Below are 23,169 nucleotides of genomic sequence, written 5' to 3' on the forward strand. Positions count from 1 at the left end.
GACATCTGCTCCTGTGGGTGAGGCGTGCCGTCGTCGGGTCATCCGGTGCGGGCCTCGGCGGTCGCGGTCCCGCTGACGGTGAGCGGCCGGCTGTAGAACATGCCGCTGAAGACCGGGCGGTAGGTCACCTCGATGTCCACCAGGACCCTGTTGGCCGCGAGCGGGGTGCAGCTGCTGCGGGACACCGAGGCACTGGTCAGCTCCACCGAGGCGGCGTACTCGGCGACCCGGTTCGCGCAGTTGCCGATGTTGACGGGGACGGGGGTCACCCCGGCCCGCAACGCCTCCTCGTCGAGGTCCTGCACGGCGTAGCGGGCGGCCTGTTCGGCGATGTCCGCGGCCCGTTCGCGCTGGGCGATGGACAGGCCCCCGTCGACGACGAACGCGGCCAGTCCGAGCACCACCAGGGCGAAGAAGACCACCACGATCGCGCCCGATCCGCGGTCCGTCAAGGGCCGCCGGAAGAGTGCCCGCCGCGGGCGGGCGGCAGCCGCCGCGAGCCTTCTCATCCTGCCCTCCGGTACGGGTCGATGGGTGAACTGGAGCTGCCGGTAAGCCGGGTGGCGACGTTCAGACCCAGCAGGTCCAGACCGCGGACCCGGCAGCTGACCTCGACCCCGAACAGCCCGCCCGGTTCGAAGGCCCCGCCGCTCGACGAGACCGTGACCGTCCCGGAGACACAGATGTCGTCGAGCTGCCCGTTCGCCACCCGGCGCGCGGAGGCCATGGCCGCGCCCTGGCTGCGCTCCAGCGATCCGGCGCGGGCGGCGTCCCGGGCGGCACCGTCCACCGCTCCGCGCCCCGAGACCAGTTGGCCGAAGGCGACCAGCACCAGGATGAAGGTGATGATCAGCGGGGCGAGGAACACCACCTCGATCGAGGACAAGCCGCCCTCGCCCCGGGCTCCGCGAAGCGGCCCCCGCTCCCCCGTCGTGCGCATGAGCCGGTCAGCCTCCGTCCGGTACGAAGCGTTCCACCGGGCCCTGGGAGCTCGCCCGCACCGTCAGGGACATCCCCGGCAGGATCACCGGGACACTGCCCCGCACCTCGACCCGGACGGTGTCGGCCGCCGGCTGCTGCACCAGGATCTGCGGCTGCGAGGTGAACAGGCCCGGTCCGAGCTGCGTGATGTAGTCGCCGGCCTTCTGCCGCGCCTTGCCCTGCCACCCGGCCGGATCGGCGTCGGCCTCGGCCCGGGCGGTGCGCGCACCGGCCTGGGCGGCCGCCTGCGCGACGTGATCGGCGAAGGAGTACAGCGCGAACTGCACCGCGCCGAAGATCATGAAGAACATCACCGGGGTGAGGAAGACGAACTCGATCGCCGTGCCGCCGGCGTCGCCCCGCCCCGGACCGGGCAGGACGACGCCGCCGCGGTCGGACCCCCGGCCCGTCCTGCGGCGCACCTCCCGCGTCAGTGAACGCAGCACTAGCAGCCCGAGTTGGCGCCCCGGACGCCCTCGATGCAGTCACTGACGCTCTCCGCACGGCTTCCCAGCGCGTTCATGATGACGGCCGCGACACCGGCGACGATGCCGACCACCACCGCGGCGATGATGACCCACTCGATGGCGGACGCCCCGCGGTCCAGCTCACCGGAGCGGGCCCGCTGGACACGTCCGCGCAGGAAGGCGGCGAGGAACTGGGTGGACGGATGGCTGTCCGTCAGGAACCGGAACATGTGCGTACCCCTTGGATCGAATGCCGGATGCCGGATGCCGGAAGCTCAGACCTGGAAGACCCGCATGCCGGCCGGAAAGATGAGAAACACCAGAAACCCCATGCACAGCAGGAGCTGTGCGATCAGCATCGACTGCGATTTCTCCCCCGCGCTCCCCTCGATCTCGGCCAGCTCCCGGTGCCGCATCGTCTCCGCCCGCGCGGACAGCGACGCCCGCACCTTGGCGCCGTCGTCGGCCACCAGGGCCAGGGAGGTGGACAGGTCCTTCAGTTCGTCGACGCCCACCTGGTCGCCGAGCCGTCCCAGCGCCTGCCACTGGCTGAGCCCGGTGATCCGGGCGTCGGCGAGCGCCGTGCGGATGCGCCGCAGCGCCCAGCCGTCACTGACCTCCGAGGCCGCCTTCAGCGCCTCCGGAAGCCCGCGCCCGCCCGCCAGGCTCATCGCCACCAGATCCAGGTAGGCCGCCACCACCCGCCGGAAGTCCCGCCGCCTGGCCGCCGCGTCGCGCCGCACCTCCAGGTCGGGCAGGAAGAAGAACAGCGCCGCGAACACCAGCGCCAGCCACACCGGCACCACCGGGCTGCTGCCGAATCCCAGCATCCAGGCCAGCGAGAAGAGGAACGGCCCGAAGAACAGGCCGGTGGCCGCCAGCAGCACCTTCGTGGCCAGGAACTGCTCCCAGGTGCGGTCCAGCAGCGCCAGGTCGGCCCGCAGCGACCGCTGCTCCCACCCCTTGAGCAGATAGAACTCCGCCACCCGCGCACCGGTCCTGGCCTGCACCCGGGCCAGGGCACCCGAGAGCCCGCCCGCCGGGCCCGCCTGCTCCGCCACGGCACGGCCCGTCTGCGGGGCCGGCACATGGCTCGCCCCCCGCGAACGCAGCGCGTCGATCCGGGCGACCGTGGACACCGGCCCGCGCCGGGTCGGTGCCAGCGCCCGGACCAGGGCGAAGACCCCCAGTCCGAGAACCGCGCCGAACACCACCGTCGTCGTCAGCGTCGTACTCATCCGCGAACCCCCTCTCCCGGCTGCTCGATTCCCGCCCCTTCCGCACGCGGCCGCAACTGCTCGGACACCTCGGTGCGGGCCATGAAGCGCTCGGGCACCTCGATGCGGGCCAGCTTGCGCATCCACCAGAAGCCGAGGCCGAACAGCAGGCACACCACGAGGAGGACGGCCTGGCCCAGCGTCGAGCCGTAGGGCTCGACGAAGGACGGGTTGAAGAAGGCCAGTCCGAGCGGGAACGCCACGCTCACCCCCACGACGATCTGCACGCTGCGCCGGGTGGCGGCCCGCTGCGCCATCACCCGCTGCCGCATGTCCACTTCCTCACGGGCGGACTTGGCCAGCGCGCCCAGCACCTCGCGCAGACCGGGGCCGCGCAGCCGGGCGTTGAGAATCAGCGAGGCGATGATGATGTCGGCGGAGGAGTCGTCCAGTTCCTCGGCGAACTCCTGCAACGCCTCCGGGAGCGGCATCCGGGAGCGCAGCCGGTCCACCAGGTTCTCCAGCGGTCCGCGCAGCGCCGGGGCGGCGGCCCGGGCGGAGGCCGGAATGGCCTGCTCCAGGCCCACGGCACCGGCGATCGTGTCGCGCAGCGACTCCGTCCAGCCCGCCAGCGCCTCCACCCGCCGCATCGCCGCCCGCTCCTCGGCGGCCCCGCCGAACAGACGGTCCCAGGTGAACACCAGCAGCACGGTGGCCAGCGCGGCGACCGGCCAGCGGGTGTACAGCAGCACCACGAGCCCCGCGGCGACGGCCAGGGTGCCGCGGCGGCCCACGAACCGGGCCAGGTCCGAGGCGCGCCGGGCGGCCCGGGCCCGCTCCTCGGCGGTGCGCGGCGGGAAACCGCGGACGGCGGCGATCAGCAGGGCCAGCCCGCCTCCCACCGCCACGCCGCTCAGCAGCGCGTACAGCACGGTCGGCGAGAACAGCCCGGTCATCTGCGGCATCGGCGGCTCACCCCCAGCTTCCCCGGTAGCCGTGCTGCGCCAGCTCGGCCGCGCAGCTCAGCGCCGCGTGCGGGCGCGGCACCCCGTCGGGCCCTTCGGCGAACACCTCGCTGGACAGCACCCTGCCGTCCACGCCGTTGACCTCCCGCACCGAACTGACCAGCCGGTGCAGCTTCCCGCCCTGGGCGTAGGTGTTGCGCCGCTCGATGAAGACGACGAAGTTGACCGCGCCCGCGATCAGCATCTGGCTGGCCTCGATCGGCAGCCGTTCGGCGGCCTGCAGCGCGTAGGTGGAGATGCGGTTGAACACCTCCTGGCTGCTGTTGGCGTGGATCGTGGACAGCGAGCCGTCGTTGCCCTGCGACATGGCGTTGAGCATGGTGACGATCTCGTCCCCCAGCACCTCGCCGACGATCACCCGGGAGGGGTTCATCCGCAGCGAGCGCCGGACCAGCTCGGCCATGCTGATCGCCCCGTGGCCCTCGGAGTTGGGCAGCCGCTCCTCGAACGCCACCACGTTGGGGTGGAGTTCGGAGAACTGGTCCAGGCCCAGCTCCAGCGCCCGCTCCACGGTGATCAGCCGCTCCTCGGGCGGGATCTCGTTGGCCAGGGCACGCAGCAGCGTCGTCTTCCCGGCGTTGGTGGAGCCGGCGATCATGATGTTCTTGCGGGCCCGCACCGCGGCGGACAGGAAGCTGCCCAGCTCAGGGGTGAGGGTGCCGTTGCCGACGAGGTCGGCGAGGAAGACCTTCCCGAGCCGGGCCCGGCGGATGGACAGCGCCGGGCGGCGGGTCACGTCCATCACGGCCGACAGCCGGGAGCCGTCGGGCAGCCGCAGGTCCAGCTGCGGGTTGGCGGAGTCGAAGGGACGCGAGGACAGGCCCGAGTAGGCGCCGAGGATCTGGATCAGTTCGACCAGTTCCTCGTCGCTCTCCGCGACCGGATCGCCGCGGACCTCCCGGCCGTCGGCGTAGCCGATGAAGACCTGGTCGCAGCCGTTGATGTCGATGTTCTCGACCTCGGGGTCGTCCAGCAGCGGCTGGAGCCGGCCGACGCCGAACAGCGCGGCGTGCACGGCGGACGCGTACGCCTCCTCCGACTGCGCGTCCAGCGGGGCCCGGCCCTCGGATATCTCCGCCCTGACGTACTCCTCCAGCACCTGGGCGATGACCGCCCGGGCGTAGTGCCGTTCGTCCTCGGCCGTCATCGGGCGGACGCCGCCGGCCGCGTCGATGCGGCGCTGCTCGGCTATCCGGTCGCCCGCCTCCTGGCGGAACCGCTTCACCAGCTGGTGATTGACCTCGCTCATCGCGCGCCGCCCGGTCCGTGGGGCTGCGCGGGCGGACGGCGGTGCTGGGGCGGCACCGTCGGCGACGGCGCGGGCGGACCGTAGCCGGCGGGCGGCGGCGCGCCGCCGGGCGGGGCCGGGGCACCGGGCGTCCCGGGCGCACCCGGGGCGGGAGGCTGCACCCGGTCCTGGCCGGCCCCGCCCGAAGGACTCAGCTCGGCGCGGTAGTTCTGGTGCAGATCGGCGACGACCCTGCGCGCGGACCGGACCAGCAGCGACTTGTCCAGCCGGCCGCGGCGGCGCCCGGCCAGCTGCTCGGCGCCGGCGGGATCGTCGGCGAGCACGCCGGCCACCCTGGCGCCGCTTCCCGAAGCGATCAGCATCTCGTCGACCTGGGCGGCCACCTTGGCGCCGCGCTGCGCGTCGGCGACCAGCAGCACCCCGACCGCGGTCCGGCCGGGCTGGGCGCCTCGCTGCTGGCCGTGCAGCCGGGAGTGCAGGGCGGCGGCGCGGTCCCGGACGTGGGCGATGTTCTCCGGCTGGGTGCGGGTCAGCAGCAGCACCAGCGCGGCGTGCGGCAGCAGCGCCTGCGCGGGGGAATCGGGGCCGAGCCGCCCGCAGTCGGCCAGCACGTCGGCGGCGGCCTCCTGGTGCGGGGAGCGGGCGAGTTCGCCGAACGCCTTCCCCAGCGCCCCCCATTGTCCGGTGAGACCGGCGGCCTGCTCGGCGGCGGCCAGCCCGACCAGCACGTCCAGTCCGCCCGAGAGCCGCTGCGCGTGGTCCCACAGCTGCTCGGCGGCGATGCCGCGGCGGGCGGTGGCGGCCAGCGACAGGATGCCCGTGCCGGGATCCAGCGGCCGGTGGTCGATGCCCACCGAACGGTAGATCAGGTCACCGCCGGCCGGGTCGGTCTCGGCGAGCAGGGCCCGCCGCGGCCACAGCGCGGCCAGGGCGACCGCCGCGGTGGTGACACCGGGGGACCCCTTGTCCGCGGCCAGTGCGATCAGCGCCATCTGTGTGCTGCCCCTCAGCTCGTCCGTACCGGCTAGTCGTCGCTGCCGGTGTCCCCGGCGGGGACGATGACCAGGGTCACGTCCCCGTCGGAGGCGGCCCGGGCCAGCCCCGGCGCGTCCGAGCGGTTCACCCGCAAGGTGACCGGAAGGCTGCTGTTGCCCAGCGCCCCGTCGTCGCTGTGGATGGCCTCCACGCGGGCCCGCTCGACGAGGACGGACCGCATGGCCCCGCCGTCCTCCTGCTCGCCGCCGGAGGGCTTGCCCACCCAGTAGGCCGCGACGCTGTCGCCGGGCTCCAGCCCGGAGGGGAACTGGCCGGGCTGCAGGGAGAGTCCGACGATGACCTCGTTGCGGCCCAGGGTCTCCTCACCGGTGAGCATCTCGCCGACCAGGACGGCTCCCGCCACCAGGTCGGTGCCGGCCCGCAACTCCTCGCGCACGGTGGCCCGCTGCGACCAGGGCACGTAGTTGACGCCGTCGGCCTCGGCGACCAGAACGGGCGCCATGGCCGACTCCGGGATCTGCTGCCCCTGCGGCACCCGCTCGGTGATCCGGATGACCTCGATCCTGTCCCCGGCCTGCATCACCAGCACGGTCGTGCCCAGCGCACCGACCAGGACCAGCAGCGCCGCAAGCGCGGCGAGCGCCGGCTTGCGCTCGCGCGGCGGCGCGGGCAGCCGGTCGCCCGCCACCGGACCGACCGCAATCGACTTCTTTGCAGCCGCAGATGCCCGATCATGGGTCCTCAAGCCGCCACCCCCGCTGTGGTTGAGCGCCGCATACCGCTCTCTCGCCATTCTGACTGCCCGTCCGCACACATGCAGAAGGGCGGAATGATTGTCAAGTCGCAGGCACGCTATCAGCCGCCGGAACGGCCGAACAACGACAGCGCTGTCACCGCTGTGCAACAGCACCGGCGACTCCCCGCACGGCCCCCGGCCGCGGTCAGCCGTCCTGCGGATCCCCCTGAGGCGAGGCATCCCGCGTTCGCTTCCACAAGCTCTTCATGCTCTCGGCCCGGGCGGCGTCGTCCGCCCGGGTCTCGGCCGGCAGGACCTGGACACCGTGCGCTCGCGCGGTGGCGATCAGACCTGCCGAGAAGTCGGGTCGCAACGTCAGGACCGCCGTGCTGTACATGCAGGCGTGCAGACTCTTCTCCCGGCCGAACCGGCCCCGGTGGACGATCTCGCAAGCGATGTCGTAGGCACCTCCCGGGTCGCTGAGCACCCGGTCACGCAGCTCCCCCACCACGGTGGTCAACCCGCCGGCGGCTTTGCCGACGGCCCACTTGCGTCCCGGTACCGGAGGCAGCAGGCCGCGCAGCCGCTCGAACTCCGCCTCGATCGAGTTCCCCGCCAGTACATCGGCCCCGTTGTGCTGCTGGATCCGCAGGACATCCTTCCAGGCGATCTCCTCCCCGTCGAAACCCACCGACTCGGGACCGAACCGGACCGAACCGAGCCGGTCGAGGACTCCCAGAGCCTTGGCGGCACCAGGCGGCACCTTCGGAAGGCTGGAGATGAGGCTGCCCACGGAGAACTCCCACTGTTCCGTCGCCGGCCCCTCGGGAGGCCCCGGCACCGCGGTCACAGCCGTGCGCATCCACTCACCGGATGCCTCGCCAACCTTCTGCGCGGAGTCACCCAGTCCACGCATCTGCTTCGGCAGCTTCACGTACAACCCACTCTTCCTCTGTGAGGCGGGGGAGACATCACCCGACATCACCCACCGCCACGTCTTCGAACAGATAGCCCGATCCGCGGTTTCCAGCGGGTCAGGGCGGGACGGGCAGCTTGACCGTCATGGGGCGGCCGTCCCCCAGATGCAGGATGCCGTTCCCCGGCTGCGGGCGCTCCACCGCGACGCTGCGGGCCAGCTTGGCGCCGATCAACTCGCCGTGCCGATGGGTCTGGGGAGACAGCAGGACGCCCCGGCGGGCCTTCTTCACCTCCGACTGCCAGCCGCTGAAGCCACTGCAGACATCCGCCGCGTCCCCGCCGATCACCACGGAGACCCCCCGCTCCGCCCCTCGGATGACCACGGCCCGCAGTTCGTCATCGGCCTCCTTGCAGCGGCGCAGGTCCTCCGCGTCGTCCATGAGGAAGACGATCGGGTCGTCCGGCGAAGCGGTGCCGAGCGCCTCGGCCACCTGTTCGTTGGTGAGCTTCGTGCCGGTGAGAAGGTGCAGGACGCCTGTCTCCCCCTCCAGTTCCCGCAGCGGCGACACACGAGGAGTGGACACCACCAGACGGACACCGTTGCGCAGGAAGGATCGCGCCATGTGCATGAGGACAGTGCTGCGTCCCGACTTGGCCGGCCCCGCGACCACGAAGGACCGGATGCCGGTAGCCATGTCCGGGCCGTAGGCGGTGAGTTCGTCGCCCCCGACCCCCACCAGGCTCCACAGAGCAGAGCCGGATGTCTCCGGGTCCCGCATCTCCCAGGCGTCCTCGAAGGTGAGGTTGGCGGGCAGCACATCCACCCGGAACGGCCGGCGGGAGCGAGGCACGCCCGCATCCCGCTCCCTGGCCTCGTCCGCGATCCCGGCCAGCGCCGCCGCCTGTCCCTGACCGGTGAGTTCCGGCCCCAGAACGGCTATCTGCACCTCACTCCCCGACTGAGCCCGGAACATCCGGCCCGGGCCGATCTCCTCCGGCAGTTCCCGGGCGCGCAGTCCGGCCGCCGCGTAATCGGTGCGGTCCTGGAGACGGAAAGTGAACTTGTCCTCGCTCAGACTGCTGATGCGCCCGGTCATCACCCTCTGGTCCCCGGTGACGACGACGTGCACGCCGACACTGACGCCCTCCCGCATGATGAAGAACATCTCGTCCGTCAAGGCGCCGTTGTCGATCTCTCCAAGGGTGGGCGTCCATCCCTCCCAGCGGTCCACGAGGACGACGATGTGCGGCAGCCGTTCGCCGGGGGGCGCGCCGGCTCGCTGTTCCCCGATGTCGGCCAGGGTGTCGCGGGAGAGCAGCTCCTGCCGTCTGCCGATCTCGTCACTGAGACGCTTGAGAAGCCGCTTGGCCCTGTCGACCTGGTTCCGTCCGACGACCGCACCGCAATGCGGAAGCCTGGTCAGGATGTTCAGCGCCCCGTTACCGCAGTCGAACCCGTACAGATGGAGATCGTCACTGGAATGCGTCCGGGCCAGGGAACCCGCGAGTGTCCGAAGCAACTGAGACCTTCCGGTCCGCGGTGCCCCGGCGACCAGCAGGTGTCCGAAGGCGGCGAAGTCCACTGCCAGCGGCCGCCGGGCCTGCTGATCGGGAACATCCTCGACACCGAAGGGAGCCGGTGGCAGAGCACCGGCCGCCTGCGGCACCGGGAGGTCGGCCAGAAGCACCAGTTCGGGCAGGGGCGGGAGCCAGGGGCTGGGCTGGGCAGGCAGTCCCAGCTCACCGACCGCCCTGATGACCGAGTCGACCAGCACCCGCAGATCGGTGTTGTCGTCGTCCTCCCGCTGGGTTCCCGCAGGTCGCTTCACCTCCGCCCGCCCGAGTTCCTTCCATCCCAGAAGCCCGGCCCAGGGCCTGGACACCGCCGGGTCCACCGTGCCGGGTCGGTGGCCGCCGACCCGGCCGGACTGGAACGGCACCAGGGACGCGGCGCCGAGGCGCACGTAGGCGCGCCCCGGGGTGGCCTTGGTGATGAGACTGGCGTCCGGGGCGTCGAGAACGTCGTTGGATTCGCCGGTGTCCGTGACCCGCAGGGCGATCCGGAGATTGGTGTTGGCCCGGATCTCCGGGGAGACGACACCCGACGGACGCTGGGTGGCGAGCAGCAAGTGGATTCCGAGGGACCGGCCACGCTGAGCGATGTTGACCAGCCCTTTGACGAAGTCCGGGAGTTCCCTGGCCAGGGACGCGAACTCGTCGATCACGATGAGCAGACGGGGCATCGGGTGGTGACGGCCCGGCTCGCGTCCGTGCAGGTCCTGGTAGTCCTCGATGTCCTTGGCCCCCACCGCCGCCAGGACGTGCTCGCGGCGGGTGAGCTCGGCTCCCAGTGAACGGAGTGCCCGCTCGACCAGATGGTTGTCCAGGTCGGTGACCATGCCGACCGTGTGGGGCAACTGCACGCAGTCCTTGAACGCGGAGCCGCCCTTGTAGTCGATGAGAACGAAGGTCATGTTCTCCGGCGTGTTCGCCACGGCGAGGGACGCCACGATGGTCTGCAGCAGTTCCGACTTCCCCGATCCGGTGGTGCCGGCGATGAGCCCGTGCGGTCCGTCCCTGCGGAGGTCAACCGAGAAGGGCCCGTCGTAGGACTCTCCCAGCACCACCGTGGTGGACCTTTCCGCCTGCCGCCACCTCGCCATGACCGCCGCAGCGGTGGGAGGTTCGAGATCAAGGACGTCGAGGAGCCGGCTGGCCACGGGGATTCCCATTGCCTCGGCCTCACCGCTGATGTCCCGCAGCGCGGAGACCGACCGGGACACCAGACCGCACCACACCGGGGTCACCAGGTCGGGGAGCACCCCACGCAGCGGGTCGGTGTCCCGCTGTTCCACTCGCAGCCGCGGACAGGAACCGGCGGCGGCGATGTCTCCGTGGCCGGGCCCCGCGGCACCGGGACCGGGGGCACCGGCCGACGGAGCTCCGAAAGCCGTGAGTTCGGCGGGAGCGAATCCGGGCCTGAACTGCCGCCACGACCCGGACCCGGTGTCGGCCACGGATTCCGCCACCGCGACGGCCTGGCACTCGCCGGGCAGGAAGCGCTCCTCGTGATCCAGACAGAGCGAGTAGACCGAGACCGCCGGCCCTTCCTTCAGCAGCCGGATGACGCCGGGCAGCGTACGCATGCGGCGTGACCCGTCGAAGACGATCACAACGTCGGGTTCGGTGAACTCCACACCGCGGGACCGTGCCTTCTTCACGGCGTCCAGCCTGCTGTCCAGGATCACGGTGAGCTCGGCCAGACGGGCCGCCACCGTTTCGGCGTCCGTCCCGATCATGATGTTGGTGTCCTGCTCGGAGGTCGGGCGGACGTGCGGCAGCCAGCGAAGCCACTCCCAGCTCTCCTGGCCGCCCGCGTCGGTGAGTACACAGACCTGCACGTCATTGGGGCTGTGCAGAACCGCCAGCTGGGCGACCGCCCACCGGCCCAGCGCCCTGGCCATGTCGCCCGGCGCTGCGAAACCCACGACTCCGTGCCGCTGCAGCGGAATGGTGACCGGCGCGTCCGGCACCTTCCACAGGACTTTCCGCTTGTGGTCGTCCTGCTCGGGGTCGGTGAGTTCGACTTCGGAATCGATGGAACACGTGCCGACCCGCAGCAGCAGGTGGTCCTCGTCGGTGCGCCGGCGCTCCCACAGCCGGGTGCGCGGGCCGGTGGCGGCGTTGAGCACGGTGCCCGGGTCGGGCGCCGCGTGCCGGCGGGTGAAGCGCTCCACCGCCAGGGCGTCCCTGGCGTCCTTCTCGATACGGTCCTTGGTCTCCCGGTAGGCCTTCAGCTTGTCCGCGTACTTCTCCCGGCCGCGCTTCTTCGACAGGAAGTAGTTGGAGAACAGCATGATCGGTGTCAGAACCGCCATGATCAGGAAGATCCAGCGGTTCAGAAGCAAGGCCATGGTGACGGCGCCGACCAGCGGCAGGAAGGCCATGATCCACGGAACAGGGCGTTTGTCCGGCTCCTCCGGCTCCTTGGGCAGCCGGAAGTGCGTGGGGTGCTTGGGAGGCACGAGCCGGGGCGGGCGGTTGTAGTCCAGGCCGGCTCCGTCTTCGGACGGGCGCAGGGCCGCGTCCGGAGGGCTGTAGGGAGCCAGCTCGAGCAGGCTGTCCCCGATAGCCGCCTGAGCGCCCAGGGGCCAGTCCACCGGCTCTTCGGAGCTCTCCGCGTCTTCGGACCCCTCCCCGTCGATGAGGACGGTCGTCCCTCCGTGCACGGTGACCGTGCACGTGCCGTCGGCTCTCACCCGCAACGTCAGAGCGCGGGGGGCCAGAGCGGGATCGGCGATCCGGACCCGGACCTGGTTCCCGCTGCCGATGTCCACCCGGCCCACTCCCAGCCGGTGCACCGCGCCGGCACCCGGGCCGCCGGCCACCCGGAGCTCCACGAAACCGTGCGGCTCACCCGGCGGGCAGCCGTCGGCGCGGTACAGGCTCACCACCACGCCCTCACGCAGCGGCGATGAGCCGAGAGACACGGCCGGATCCACCTGAACTCCGTCGACGAAGACGGACGGGGCCGCGGCATCGGGACCGGGCAACCCGGCGGTGGACGCCGCGTGCCGGGGAGTGAAGCGGCTGCCGAGCAGCGCCGTCAGCTCCGGAACGATGTCGCCGACCGGCGTGGCGGGGTCGGCGTCAAGCACCGCGTCGGCGTGTATGCCGCGCTGCGGGTCGACTACGGTCAAGCTGAGACGCACGCTCAATCCTCCGGACAGGACGGTCGGCCTCCCACTCTCATGCACCGGCCGCGCCGTCTCAAGTGGCGGTTCGTCAGCACTGTGTCACAGAGGTGTACCACCGGGCCGGGCAGTGCTTCCTCGCTCCGGGCGGCTCACTTAGGCTGAGGCAGCCCCGGTGGCCGCAGGCTGCCGGGGGGACACACATCCGCATCGTCTGGGGGGAATGTCCCCCAGCTCACGAAGGGGGCGCGCCATGAGCGGAAGCGGCGACGGCGTCGATGTCACATATCAGGACATGCACGACGCCGGGGACCATCTGATCGAGGAACACGAGCGGATCGAGAAGGAACTCGACGACCTCAAGGCGTACGTCGACAACCTGGTCGAGGACGGATACGTGACGTCGGCATCCTCCAAGGCGTTCCACGAGTCCTACGAGGAGTTCACCACCGGAGTCAAGCAAGTCCTCGAAGGCATGCAGGGGATGGGCAACTTCCTGCACACCGCGGCCGACGGCTTCGAGGAACAGGACATCGATCTGGCAGCTGCCGCCCGCGGGGAGTGAGCCGGGCCTCCCTCGGCCGTCCGGTGCCGGAGGTTCACCGGCCGGTGAGCCCCGGCATCGCGCACCCCAGGCATGGACCCCGGACCCGGAGGAGCCCGCTGACATGTCCTTCCTGAGATTTCTGAACGATGAAGTGCGCGAACTGGCCGGCAAGCTGGAGAGCAGCGGCGAGGACATGAGCAATGCCTCCAAGAGCCTCGCGGAAGCGGACGCCACCAGAGTCGGCACTCAGGCGCTGGCCCGGGCGTGCGAGGACTTCGCGGACTCCTGGGACTACGGGTTCGGCAAGCTGTCCGAATTGACGAAGGGAGTCGCCGAGTACGCGGACAATGCCGCCGAGGCGTTCGGCCTCACCGACAAGGAACTCGAAGAGGCCCTGCGGCAGGCGGGCCAGGCATGAGCCCGGCTGGACAGGAGGACGTCCTGCTGGAGCGGATGCGCTCCCTCCATGCCCGCTTGGCGGAGGTGGAGCAGGAGCACCTGCGGCGGACCGGCCCGGGCCTGTTGGTGCTCGCGGTGCTCGTCACCCTGGTGGCCGGACTCGCCGCGGTGCCGCTGGTCTCCGTGCCGGCAGTGGAGGAGGAGTACCGATGGGTGCTGCTGCCCGGCGTGCCTGGCCTTGGCCTGGTGCTGTTCCTGGCCTGGTCGGTGATACGACGGCTGCTGGCTCCCTACGGCCCGTTGCGCGCCGACCATCGCGAGATCCGGCGAGAACTAAGCCGCGTCACGGCCGACTTGTACGCCCTGCCGCCCGGTGGCAGCGCCACCGGTGCGAGCCGGGCATGGGACCTGAGAGACCGGCTGCTCGGCGGGATCGAAGGGGCTGACGAAGCGGAGCGGAGCGGCTCCGCCCAGGACGCACGAGCCCAAGCCCACCGTGCCGCCTTCCGCAACGCCCGTTGGACGGTTGCCACCTTCGCCGTCGCCATGCCGACGTTCGTCGCGTTCGTCGTCCTCGTGGTCGTGGTCCCGCTGGCCGACCCCACGATGTGGTCGGTGATGTTCATGGGGCTCGTGCTGACCGCCGGCTGGGTCATGGTGCTGCGCGTGTGTGCCCTGAAGTGGCGGGGTCCACGGCGGGTCACACGCACGGTCAGGCGGGGCTGGGAGCGCGAACTGGGCTATATCCAGCACCGGCTGGTGCAGGGGGGCGCAGAGCCCTGGCGCTTCCCGGCACTGCGCACGCAGCGACTGTGGGTTCTGATGGGGAGGGGAGGCCGGTCACCCGCTGCCGTCCTGCGCGGGCTTCCCGACGGGTCATCGGCGCTTCGGAGGTTCTACTGGCGGCATGTCGGCTCCGGAGTGCTCAGGCTGGCGGCCGCCACGGTCGCCGTCCTGGCGATCGCGCTGGTGATCCGGCCGGACCGGTGAGTAACTTCCCGCAGGCCGCGCGCACCAGGTGAACCACCCGCACAACACGTTGACGAAAGACATGGGGGAGAGGATGAACGTCGTCAGTATCCCGCGCAGCACAGCGCCTCGCGTGCCGCGCCGGAGCAGCCGCTCGGTCGCGCGGAAGGGCGGGCTGGGATGAGCAGCGACGCCTACCCGCACCTCGGCTTCGACCCGGTACCCGGAGATCTGGAGGGCACCGACGAGATCGCCGGGACGATCCGGGACATCGCCGGCCAGAGTTCCACCACACATACCACCATGGCCGGCATCAGCACCTCCAACGGCATCTGGGTCGGACGCTCCGCCGACGCCTTCAGTGAGTCGTTCGACGAGGTGCCGCCCTACTTGGAGCGTGCCACCACCGCCCTGGACGCCGCCGCTCGCGCGCTGGAGAACTGGTCCGAGAGCCTGGCCGGCTTCAAGTCACGGGCGAATGCGCTGGAGGAGGAAGCCGCCACCGCTCAGCAGGCCGTCAATACGGCGCAGACGGCTCTCGACGACCTCACCGACGACGACGATGACGAGGAGGAGCGCAAGGCGGCGCTCACCGCCGCCAACGAGGGCCTCACCAGTGTGCGAACCCGTGCCGAGAACCTCAACAGCGAGTTTCTGCTGGCCGCGGACGAGACAGCCCGCCAGCTGGCGAACGCGGCGGACGACGCACCCGCCGCTCCCGGTTTCTGGGACAAGGTGGGGGACTTTCTCTCCGGAGTGGTGGAGTTCCTCACCGACCCCAACGTCTGGAAACTCATCGGAGACCTCCTCTCCGACATCGCGATGATCATCGGCGTCATCTGTCTGATAGCCGTCATCTTCTTCTCCGGTCCGGCCGGCTGGCTCGTGTGGGCCGGCTTCCTCGCTGCCGGCGGGGCCCTGCTCTTCCACGGCATGGCCATGGCCGGGGGCGCGGAGGGCGTCAGCTGGAAGACCCTGGCCTTTGACCTGGTGGGGTTCATCTCGGGCGGTATCGGCCTGATCGGCGGCTCGATTGCCAAGGCCGGCATGGCTACCCTCGCCGCGGGCCGGGCCATCCGCGCCGCCGGCGGCGTCAAGAACTTCTTCCGCAGTATCGGCCCCCGGATGAAGGGCTGGATGCTGATCGCCACCGGCCGTTTCCTCGACTATCTGGGGCTGGGTACGGGGAATGCCGGAGCTGCGGTCGGCCAGGCCGATCGTGTCATCGACGGCGGCCCCTCCTGGAAGGACATTCCGATCATCGGTCCCATCGGTGAGCTGACCCAGTGGCGGCCCTCGGAGGACGATCAGGGGGCGCCGGGCGATGCCTCCGGCTCTCCCGTCGACACCTCACAGATGCTCGCGGGGGCGGGAGACTCCTTCGTCAACACCCTGGAAGCCGAAGACATGGGAGTCGCCGCGTGACCGGCCGGCCGGGTCTCCGCCCGGAGCCGGGCGGAGACCTTCAGGCCGTCGAGGTGGACTACGCCTTCACCGCCGAGGTCCCTCCGGAGTTCGTTCCGCTTCCGGACGCCTCGTCCGCCGAGGAGTGGTACGAGGCGCTCAGCACGCTCATGCCGGGAGCGGAGGAGCAGCAACTGCACGACGCGGCAGAACAGATGCGCCGCACCCTCCCCGCGATGTCCCATGCCGACACCATCCGCACAGCTCTGTGCGCCGGTATCGAGAACGACTCCCTCAGCATCGGCATCCTGACGGTCTCGCTGCAACGGTCGGGCCACGAGAGCGCGCTGGTCGCCGCCGAGGGGATCTTCCGGGCGAAGAAGAAGTCGTTCTTCACCGAGGACGAGGAACTCGTCGAGGTCGACCGGGAAAACGCCAAAGGAGTCCAGGGCCGACAGGATCTGCTGCTTGCCACCAGGCTTCCCTGCGGGCCGGGGGTGACCTCCATCTCCCTCCGGTCGATGACCTTCCGGGGCGCACCGGGGGAGGCTCCTCCCCCGGTGCTCGGTGTGGCGTCGCTCCAACTGATCGTTCCCGCACCCCGCGAGTACTGCGTGTACCTCACCGTCGCCACCCCCACCATCACGCACATCGATGCCTACAGCGCACGGCTGGCCCGCATCGGTCATACCCTGTCCTTCGACGACTCCGCGGCGGCGGGCCAGGACGGGGGCGCGGCCGCTCAGGAGCAGCAGGCCTGAGGGCGTGGGGTGGACGCACGGGGCCGGGCGCCGAACACGTGCACTTCACCGTTCCCGGCACCGGAGCGTCGTCGGCGGCTAAGCTCTTGGGCCATGCAGCCAGGAGCGCAGCCGGGGGACGGCCAGCAGCAGCCTCAGTGGTCGAATCCCTACCAGCAGCCGGGATATCAGCAGGCGAATCCCTACCAGCAGACCGCTGCCGGCTGGGGGCAACCTCCAGCCGGGCCCCCGCCCAACGGCCGGGGAGGAGCCCGGACCGTGATCGCGATCGTCGCCGCCGCGGTGCTGGTCTCCGCAGCCGCAGCTGTTGGCGTCGTGCTCCTCGGTGGCGGTGACGACAGGGCTCCTCGAACCGGGGAGACGTCCGAGCCCGCCGCCGGCCCCACGTCGGACCAGGACGGGGACGGCGGGGACGAGAAGGGCAGCGGTGGTGACCCACGGGATCCGCGGCGGGGCATCCAGAACATGCCGGATCCCGTGGTCGCGGACGACTGGCAGGTGGTCACGAGCGCCAAGCGGTACCTCGCCTTCGACGTGCCGCCCGACTGGAAGGTGGACTCCCCGGGCACCATCCGGTACTGGGAGGACGAGGCGGCCGGCGACGGTTCTCCGACCATGGGACTCTCCGCCACCACCACCTTCATGGAAGGCTGGTGCGGTCACGGTTCCCGGGCTGTGGAAGGTACCCGGGGAGCGCAAGGCTCCACGGGAACCGCGGAGGCCGCGGAGGTCGCATCCGGAAATCTGGTCTGGGCGGCCTACGACCAGGCGAAGGCCGGCACATTCGAACTGGGTGACGCCGAGCCGTTCAGCAACGAACACGGCATCGAGGGGCACGTCGCCGTGGCGGCGGCCCACGGCAGCCCTCTGGACGACGAGGACGAGTGCGATGCCAACCAGGGCAGATCGGTGGCCATCGCCTACCTGGACGCCAGGGCCGACCTGGCCGTGTGGGGCCTGGTGGCCGACACCGGGCACGACGAGGAGCTGACGGACGAACTCATCGACCAGATCATCAGCAGCCTGCGGCCCTACAACGATTGACCGGGCAGCGAGCGGTACGCGGCTGTCACCTGCGTGGGCGCACCGCGGGCAGCGGTACGCCCACGCCTTCTTCATCCCTGGGGCAGGCCAGCCCTCGGACGAACGTCATACACCTTCCACGTGGGTGAAGGGCATGTGCAAGAAGACCGCTTCAACCCGTCGGGCCTTGTCCTCGTCGAACGCGCCGTTCGGAGGGATCACGTACCGCGAGCGAGGGCCGAAGGGCTGGTCGGCCACCTGGGTCACGGTGTATCTGGCCGGGGTGGGCTGGATGGCCGTCACGAGTCTTCCCGAGGACTTCTGGCCCTGGCTGGCCGTCTCGGGGCTGTTCCTGCTGGTCCTGGTCTCCCTGCTGGCCATCCCGATCAGCAGCTGGGTCTTCCACCGCATCGACCTCACCCCGCAGACACTGCGGGTCGGCCGGGAACGCATCCCGGTGTCCTCCGTGGACCCGGACTCGGTACTGGACGCACTGAACGCCGCCTCCGTCGGCACCGCACCCGCCGGGACGGCGGGCGGCGGCACCCGACGGAAGCCACCGGCGCCGGCCGACCCCAGGCTGGTGGGCGGCTCGTGGAGCGTCGCGTCCGGCTGGTCCGAAGTCGTCATCGCCACCCGCGAGGGCGAAGGGCTGTGCATCGCCACCCGGAACCCCGCCGCGTTCCTCACCGCGCTGCTGGAGGCCACCCGCACCCGTTGACCGGCTTCCGGACCGGGGCGGACCGGAACCGGGCCGCGCCGGGAGGCTGTGCCGGGGGCCCGGTACTCCGCGGGTGTCCGCGGGCCGGGCCCCCGGCGGGTCACCGGTCCGCCCGGCTCCGGAACGCCGCCTTGATGTGCTCCCAGCGTTCGGCCTGCTCGGGGCTCATCCGGCCGCGCAGCTCGGCGAGCTTGAGCAGGTTGGCCTCGGCGCCGGTGGTGAGGGTCTGGGCCTCCGCCAGGTAGTGGTCGTCGATCAGCGCCTCCAGCTCCTCGTCGTTCATCACCGGGACGATGCGCTCGGCCAGCTTGTTGGTGTTCCGGTAGGAGCCCTGCAGCAGGAACGGCGGCTCGGTGCGGTGGGCGTCGTCCTGGGTCGCCGACGCGATGTAGGCGGCGTTGACCGTGAGGGTGACGCGCTGGACGTGCAGCAGTTTGCGCAGCACCGACAGGATCTGCTCCAGGTCGGCGGGCGTGTAGGGGTGGGAGAGCCGGTCGGCGGTGACCGACTCGTCCCCGCGGGCCAGGCGCACCAGCAGGTCGATGTCGCCGCGCTCCCGGGCCGCGAGCGGGGCGAGCACCGGGTTGGAGGTGAGGGCGTTCTCGATGTGGCTGAGGGCGAACAGCTCCTCGCGGCCCGACAGGACGTCGCCGAGGTTCCACACGTCGGCACGGTTGGCCAGCATGTCGGGGACCCGGAAGCGGGTTCCGGACTCGGTGAACGGGTTGCCGGCCATGCAGATCGCGAAGCGCTTGCCGCGCAGGTCGTAGGTGGCCGGCACACCGTCGGCGGCGCGGACGCCGTCGATGCGGCGCTGGGCGTCGCACAGCGGGATGAAGCGCTGCAGCAGCTCCGGCGAGGTGTGCTGGATGTCGTCGATGTAGAGGAAGACGTTGTTGCCCATCTCCAGGCCGAAGTTGAGCTTCTCGATCTCGCGGCGTGCGGCGGCGTCGGGGGCGGCGGCCGGGTCCAGGGAGGTGGTGCCGTGGCCCAGTGCCGGTCCGTCCACCTTGACGAAGACCAGCCCGAGCCGCGCGGCGACGTACTCCATGAGCGTCGTCTTGCCGTATCCCGGCGGGGACAGCAGGAGCAGCAGGCCCTGGCTGTCGGTGCGGCGCTCCTCGCCGGCGGTGCCGAGCTGCTTGGCGAGGTTGTCGCCGATCAGCGGCAGGTACACCTCGTCCAGCAGCCGGTTGCGCACGAAGGCGGACATGACCTGCGGCCGGTAGGTGTCCAGCCGAAGCCGTCCGCGCTCGGTCTCCAGCAGGGCGTTGCGCCGCCGCACGTACGCCCGGTGCGCCGGTACCCGGGTGGTCCGGAAGGCTGTGGTGCGGGCCAGGAACTCGTCCAGGCGGATGACCAGTTCGCCGCCGGACAGCCGGGGGTGGGCGCCCAGCAGGCCGGTGGCACGGGTGGTGACCGGGGCGTCGATCTCGTGGAAGTCCAGTTCCCCGCCGCACAGTTCGAGGGCGACGGCCTCGGGCAGGTCGGCGGTGTCACGGCCGGTGGAGGCGGTGAACGCGCCGAGCCAGGCGGCCAGCAGCTGGTGCCGGGCGGCCAGGTCGGTGCCGAGCCCTTCCAGGTCCCGGGTCAGCTCCTTGGCCCCGTCGGTTCCCAGGGCGGCCCGGAAGTCGTCGAGCAGGGCCCGTGCCCCGGCCCCGGCGGCGAAGCGGGGCTCGCCGGCGGCCAGTTCCTCGAACAGGTAGCTTCCGGCCGCGTCCAGCTCCCCGCTGCCCAGGCCGAGGGCGGAGCGCAGCGCGGGGCCGCCGGGTCCGGGCTCGGGGCCGAGGAACTCCCCGACGGCACAGGCGAGCTCGCCGGCCAGGTCGGTGACGGCGGCGGTGTGGCCGAAGGCGGCGCGGGCGCGGGCGAGCGAGCGGGCCCTGGTGCTCCAGGCCCGCCGGTCCTCCTCCGCGGCGGCGAACGCCCAGAACAGCTGGGCGGCGGCGCGGACCCGGGGCGGGAAGCGGAGCAGCCCGGCGCCGGCCCGCAGGTCCACGACGGCGCGCAGGATGCGTTCGGCGTCGTGGTCGTGGACGCCGCGGTCGTATCCCTCGTCGTAGGCGGCCTCGGCGGCCTCCCGGACCAGGGGCAGGAGTTCCCCGCCGGCGGCGGCACGGGCCAGCCGGCCGGGGTCGGCGTCGGCGAGCAGCCCGGCGGCCAGGTACTCGGCGCGGTAGACCTCGGCGGATTCGGAGACCAGCGGCTGGTCCCAGAAGGTCCGGGTGTCCTCGAAGGCCGGGTCGGTGACCGGGGCCCGGTAGTCGGTGCCGGTGACGGCGAAGACCAGCGCGCCGTCCTGCGGCACCAGGGTGAGGTCGATGGGCTGGGTGGTGACGGCGAAGCGGTGCCGGCCGAGCCGGACTGTGCCGTCGGCGTCGTAGAGGTCGGTGCGGTCGCGCAGGGCGCGTCCGGCCTCCTGCCGGACGGCCTTGAGCCGGCCGTCGAGTTCCCCGGCGCGCACCGTCTCCTGGATACGGCGCAGTTCGTCGGCGACCGAGCGGACGCGGGCGACCAGGGGGTCCGTGGCGAAGTAGGCGTTGACCTCGTCCAGGCTGCCGAGGGCGTTCGCCCGGCGGGTGACGGTGGCCAGGATGCGGGTGGCGGAGTCGGTGAGCCGTTCGGCGTGCCGGGCCCGCTCGTCGAGCTGTGCCTGCTTGCGGGCGGAGAACGTCTCGTAGATCTCCTCGCGCTGCCCGGCGAGCCGGCCGAGGAAGTCGTCGAAGGAACCGAAGCGGGATTCCAGGTTCTCCAGTTGCAGCAGCAGGCGGCCCAGCTGCTCGTCGCACTCCTCGGGGGTCCTCGCGACCGCGAGCGCGCCCGAGACGGCCTGTCCCAGCAGGGCGTACTCGGCGGCGAACTCGGCGCGGCCCTCGGCCTCCTCCAGCTCCCGGCGGCGGCCCTCCAGGACGGCGCGGGCGCGGTTGACCGCTCCGGTGACCTCTCCGATGCGTTCCAGCAGGCCGGTGCGGACGGTGGCGTCGGCGATGTCCAGGCCGCCGATGACGTCGGTGACGGTCCGCAGGCCGTCGGCCTGCTCGGTGATCTCCTCGGCGATGGGGGCGGCGTGCGCGACGCTGTCCACGGCGCCGGCCCGTTCGGTCAGCTCGGCGACCGCCGCCCGGGCGTCGTCGAAGGCGTCCTCACGGGAGAGGAACGCCACCGCGCGGCGTCCGGTGGCGGCCAGTGACTCGGTGAGCCGCGCGCCGATCCGGTCGAGCGCCGCCAGGTCGATGTGCCGCATGTCCCGCAGCGATTCGACCCTGCCCTGGGCGCGGCGCAGCCCGGTGAGCACCGTGACCCATTCGGTGGCGCCCTTGGGTGCCTCGCCGCGGGCGCGGCGCACCAGGGCGGTGGCCTCGGCGGCTGCTTCCTCGACGGCGGCCGCGGCCTGCCGGCGCAGCTCCAGGACCCGTTCGTACTCGTCGATGACCTGCTCGGCGGTGCCGCGCAGGGTGGCCAGCGGTTCGTGGATTCCTTCCAGGCCCTCCAGGGTGAGCCAGTGGTACTGGTCGGCGAGGCGCGAGCAGACCGCCACGACGGCCTCGAAGACCGCGGTGCCGGGCTCCAGTTCGTCGGCCATCCGGGCGACGGTCAGCGCGTCGGAGATGCCGCGGACGAGTTCGGCGTTGCCCAGCCGGGCCAGCGGGCCGTCGCCCTGCGGCTGGCCCGCGGCGTGCGCGTCGGAGACGAACGGGGTGCGCCACACCTGCATCGGGTGGACGCGGGTCGGTTCGTCGGTGTCGGCCCGGAAGAGCGCCATGGTGCCGTCCTCGAACAGCGAGAAGCCGTGCGAGGGCAGCGGGTTGGCGACCTCCTTGCGGATCAGGTTGTAGGGCAGCAGCAGGGTCCGGCCGTCGGCGCGGGCGTGGAAGACGTACAGCACGTCCTCGCCGTTGGGCGAGCGGACGGCCCGCTCGTACTCCAGGTCGCTGGTGTCGGTGTCGAAGGTTCTGGCGGCCGAGCCGGGCGGGGCGGCCGCCAGGTAGTAGCCGCCGGGGAAGATGATGCCCTGGTCCTCGGGGAGGCTGCGGCAGGCCTGGCCGATGCCGTCCAGGCGCACGACCTCCCTGGTGCGGGTGTTGAAGACCAGGTAGCGGTGGGCGCTTTCGTTGTAGGGCAGGACGCGCAGCAGGATCAGCGGGCCGACGCGGGCCCAGGCGATGTCGGCGTCGGCCAGGGACTGCAGCGGGTCCTCGACGGGCTCGCTGTAGAGGCCCTCGCCGGAGTCGGTGTTGTCCTCGACCTTCAGGGTGAGGGTGCCGCCGAGGGTCTCGACGAACAGCACGCCGTCGATGGACACGTGCGGGTGCTGGCCCGCGACGTGGTCGTCGCGGCCGGTGACGGTCCACTCGACGTCGTGCGAGGGCGGGTAGACGTGGTCGCGTTCGCCCTTGGCGTCGATGTACTCCGGGCGGCCGTCGGGGTGCAGCCGCCAGCGCAGCACCCGGATGTCGGTGATGCGCTCGCCGGTCCGGAAGACCGCCAGCAGCAGCGAGCCCACGGTCCGCAGCTGGAGCAGCTGGGCCTGCTGGTAGTAGCGGTACAGTCCGGCGAAGTCGCGCCGGAAGCCGGGGTCGTCGAGGAGCCCGGGGACGGCGTCGGCCGGGGCGGGCAGGAAGTGCCGGCCGTCCTCGCCGGCGGTGTAGCGGTGCAGGCCGAAGACATCGCCGATGTCGGTGGTCTGCTTGAGGCCGAAGTGCACGTTGTAGCCGAACAGCAGGTAACCGCCGACCTGGACGATGTCCCGGGGCACACAGTTGTGTTCGGTGCGGATGCGGTCGGTGGCCACGAGCTCCAGCTCGCTGCCGCCGAAGGTCTCGATCCGCCGGCTGTTCAGCCGCTGGGCCCGCTCCGCGAGCTGGGCGGCGGCGGCCGTCATCCGGTCCCGCAGCACCTCGTAGGTGCCGGCTTCCAGCCGCGCTTCCTCGGGCCGCGCCTCGGTCTTCACCGTGCTGTCTCCCACTCCTGGTGGCCTATGGGTCCTGCCGCGGGCGCGGCCGGACGGGCTCGCGTCCGGCCGGGCTCCCGGTCACCGGCGAGGCGCGGCGGGCGCCGTGCG

At 71.7% G+C, this 23,169-nt stretch carries 19 protein-coding genes; 7 read left to right on the top strand and 12 right to left on the bottom strand.

Going from position 1 to position 23,169, the window contains the following annotated elements; translation table 11 throughout:
• Nucleotides 1-38: 38 nt before the first annotated feature.
• The 11 genes from ABD299_RS05875 to ABD299_RS05925 all read right to left on the bottom strand — a co-directional run bounded on the left by ABD299_RS05875 (nucleotide 39) and on the right by ABD299_RS05925 (nucleotide 12,301).
• Nucleotides 39-509, bottom strand: a complete 471-nt coding sequence (locus tag ABD299_RS05875; RefSeq protein ID WP_344259427.1) for a pilus assembly protein TadG-related protein — start codon at nucleotides 507-509, stop codon at nucleotides 39-41.
• Entirely contained in the window at nucleotides 506-940 is a 435-nt protein-coding gene (locus ABD299_RS05880; RefSeq protein WP_344259428.1) for a TadE/TadG family type IV pilus assembly protein, read from the bottom strand. Before ABD299_RS05880 ends, ABD299_RS05875 begins: the two co-directional genes overlap by 4 nt.
• 7 nt (nucleotides 941-947) lie before the next feature.
• Nucleotides 948-1,403, bottom strand: a complete 456-nt coding sequence (locus ABD299_RS05885) for a TadE family protein (protein WP_344259429.1) — start codon at nucleotides 1,401-1,403, stop codon at nucleotides 948-950.
• 23 nt (nucleotides 1,404-1,426) lie between these two features.
• The gene (locus ABD299_RS05890) at nucleotides 1,427-1,678 is read right to left on the bottom strand and encodes a hypothetical protein (protein WP_344259430.1); all 252 of its coding nucleotides are present in this window, start codon (nucleotides 1,676-1,678) and stop codon (nucleotides 1,427-1,429) included.
• A gap of 45 nt (nucleotides 1,679-1,723) precedes the next feature.
• Nucleotides 1,724-2,686 carry a type II secretion system F family protein gene (locus tag ABD299_RS05895; protein ID WP_344259431.1) on the bottom strand — a complete coding sequence of 321 codons (963 nt, stop codon included), beginning with the start codon at nucleotides 2,684-2,686 and terminating at the stop codon, nucleotides 1,724-1,726.
• Nucleotides 2,683-3,621, bottom strand: a complete 939-nt coding sequence (locus tag ABD299_RS05900; RefSeq protein WP_344259808.1) for a type II secretion system F family protein — start codon at nucleotides 3,619-3,621, stop codon at nucleotides 2,683-2,685. The genes ABD299_RS05895 and ABD299_RS05900 overlap by 4 nt, the downstream gene beginning before the upstream one ends.
• 16 nt (nucleotides 3,622-3,637) lie before the next feature.
• Complete coding sequence (locus ABD299_RS05905) at nucleotides 3,638-4,939, bottom strand: TadA family conjugal transfer-associated ATPase (RefSeq protein WP_344259432.1); 1,302 nt, start codon at nucleotides 4,937-4,939, stop codon at nucleotides 3,638-3,640.
• Nucleotides 4,936-5,931, bottom strand: a complete 996-nt coding sequence (locus ABD299_RS05910) for a hypothetical protein (protein ID WP_344259433.1) — start codon at nucleotides 5,929-5,931, stop codon at nucleotides 4,936-4,938. Before ABD299_RS05910 ends, ABD299_RS05905 begins: the two co-directional genes overlap by 4 nt.
• 32 nt (nucleotides 5,932-5,963) lie before the next feature.
• The gene (locus ABD299_RS05915) at nucleotides 5,964-6,623 is read right to left on the bottom strand and encodes a hypothetical protein (RefSeq protein WP_344259434.1); all 660 of its coding nucleotides are present in this window, start codon (nucleotides 6,621-6,623) and stop codon (nucleotides 5,964-5,966) included.
• A 253-nt stretch (nucleotides 6,624-6,876) separates the two neighbouring features.
• The gene (locus tag ABD299_RS05920; protein WP_344259435.1) at nucleotides 6,877-7,605 is read right to left on the bottom strand and encodes a hypothetical protein; all 729 of its coding nucleotides are present in this window, start codon (nucleotides 7,603-7,605) and stop codon (nucleotides 6,877-6,879) included.
• A 100-nt stretch (nucleotides 7,606-7,705) separates the two neighbouring features.
• On the bottom strand, nucleotides 7,706-12,301 hold the full coding sequence (locus tag ABD299_RS05925; protein WP_344259436.1) for an FtsK/SpoIIIE domain-containing protein: 4,596 nt from the start codon (nucleotides 12,299-12,301) through the stop codon (nucleotides 7,706-7,708).
• Nucleotides 12,302-12,536: 235 nt separating this feature from the next.
• Here ABD299_RS05925 and ABD299_RS05930 point away from each other — a divergent pair, with 235 nt between their 5' ends.
• The 7 genes from ABD299_RS05930 to ABD299_RS05960 all read left to right on the top strand — a co-directional run bounded on the left by ABD299_RS05930 (nucleotide 12,537) and on the right by ABD299_RS05960 (nucleotide 18,107).
• A complete protein-coding gene (locus tag ABD299_RS05930; RefSeq protein WP_344259437.1) occupies nucleotides 12,537-12,848 on the top strand; it encodes a WXG100 family type VII secretion target in 312 nt (103 codons plus the stop codon).
• A 103-nt stretch (nucleotides 12,849-12,951) separates the two neighbouring features.
• Nucleotides 12,952-13,248, top strand: a complete 297-nt coding sequence (locus ABD299_RS05935; protein WP_344259438.1) for a hypothetical protein — start codon at nucleotides 12,952-12,954, stop codon at nucleotides 13,246-13,248.
• Nucleotides 13,245-14,219, top strand: a complete 975-nt coding sequence (locus ABD299_RS05940) for a hypothetical protein (RefSeq protein ID WP_344259439.1) — start codon at nucleotides 13,245-13,247, stop codon at nucleotides 14,217-14,219. The genes ABD299_RS05935 and ABD299_RS05940 overlap by 4 nt, the downstream gene beginning before the upstream one ends.
• A gap of 159 nt (nucleotides 14,220-14,378) precedes the next feature.
• Complete coding sequence (locus ABD299_RS05945; RefSeq protein ID WP_344259440.1) at nucleotides 14,379-15,623, top strand: WXG100 family type VII secretion target; 1,245 nt, start codon at nucleotides 14,379-14,381, stop codon at nucleotides 15,621-15,623.
• Nucleotides 15,620-16,363, top strand: a complete 744-nt coding sequence (locus tag ABD299_RS05950; RefSeq protein ID WP_344259441.1) for a hypothetical protein — start codon at nucleotides 15,620-15,622, stop codon at nucleotides 16,361-16,363. Before ABD299_RS05945 ends, ABD299_RS05950 begins: the two co-directional genes overlap by 4 nt.
• A 93-nt stretch (nucleotides 16,364-16,456) precedes the next feature.
• The gene (locus tag ABD299_RS05955; RefSeq protein ID WP_344259442.1) at nucleotides 16,457-17,407 is read left to right on the top strand and encodes a DUF8017 domain-containing protein; all 951 of its coding nucleotides are present in this window, start codon (nucleotides 16,457-16,459) and stop codon (nucleotides 17,405-17,407) included.
• 166 nt (nucleotides 17,408-17,573) lie between these two features.
• A complete protein-coding gene (locus ABD299_RS05960; RefSeq protein ID WP_344259443.1) occupies nucleotides 17,574-18,107 on the top strand; it encodes a DUF3093 family protein in 534 nt (177 codons plus the stop codon).
• Between the two features lie 100 nt (nucleotides 18,108-18,207).
• On the opposite strand, the gene ABD299_RS05965 is transcribed toward ABD299_RS05960, so the two are convergent.
• The gene (locus ABD299_RS05965; RefSeq protein WP_344259809.1) at nucleotides 18,208-22,989 is read right to left on the bottom strand and encodes a DNA repair ATPase; all 4,782 of its coding nucleotides are present in this window, start codon (nucleotides 22,987-22,989) and stop codon (nucleotides 18,208-18,210) included.
• Nucleotides 22,990-23,169: the final 180 nt, after the last annotated feature.

It is taken from the genome of Streptomyces sodiiphilus (assembly GCF_039529215.1).
Classification (GTDB): domain Bacteria; phylum Actinomycetota; class Actinomycetes; order Streptomycetales; family Streptomycetaceae; genus Streptomyces; species Streptomyces sodiiphilus.

Bases quoted from the DNA above. Each gene is read 5' to 3' on its own strand.
- ABD299_RS05900 (WP_344259808.1), bottom strand. From the start codon at position 3,621: ATGACCGGGCTGTTCTCGCCGACCGTGCTGTACGCGCTGCTGAGCGGC.
- ABD299_RS05945 (WP_344259440.1), top strand. From the start codon at position 14,379: ATGAGCAGCGACGCCTACCCGCACCTCGGCTTCGACCCGGTACCCGGA.
- ABD299_RS05935 (WP_344259438.1), top strand. From the start codon at position 12,952: ATGTCCTTCCTGAGATTTCTGAACGATGAAGTGCGCGAACTGGCCGGC.
- ABD299_RS05955 (WP_344259442.1), top strand. From the start codon at position 16,457: ATGCAGCCAGGAGCGCAGCCGGGGGACGGCCAGCAGCAGCCTCAGTGG.
- ABD299_RS05965 (WP_344259809.1), bottom strand. From the start codon at position 22,989: ATGACGGCCGCCGCCGCCCAGCTCGCGGAGCGGGCCCAGCGGCTGAAC.
- ABD299_RS05905 (WP_344259432.1), bottom strand. From the start codon at position 4,939: ATGAGCGAGGTCAATCACCAGCTGGTGAAGCGGTTCCGCCAGGAGGCG.
- ABD299_RS05895 (WP_344259431.1), bottom strand. From the start codon at position 2,686: ATGAGTACGACGCTGACGACGACGGTGGTGTTCGGCGCGGTTCTCGGA.
- ABD299_RS05910 (WP_344259433.1), bottom strand. From the start codon at position 5,931: ATGGCGCTGATCGCACTGGCCGCGGACAAGGGGTCCCCCGGTGTCACC.
- ABD299_RS05890 (WP_344259430.1), bottom strand. From the start codon at position 1,678: ATGTTCCGGTTCCTGACGGACAGCCATCCGTCCACCCAGTTCCTCGCC.
- ABD299_RS05880 (WP_344259428.1), bottom strand. From the start codon at position 940: ATGCGCACGACGGGGGAGCGGGGGCCGCTTCGCGGAGCCCGGGGCGAG.
- ABD299_RS05930 (WP_344259437.1), top strand. From the start codon at position 12,537: ATGAGCGGAAGCGGCGACGGCGTCGATGTCACATATCAGGACATGCAC.
- ABD299_RS05940 (WP_344259439.1), top strand. From the start codon at position 13,245: ATGAGCCCGGCTGGACAGGAGGACGTCCTGCTGGAGCGGATGCGCTCC.
- ABD299_RS05875 (WP_344259427.1), bottom strand. From the start codon at position 509: ATGAGAAGGCTCGCGGCGGCTGCCGCCCGCCCGCGGCGGGCACTCTTC.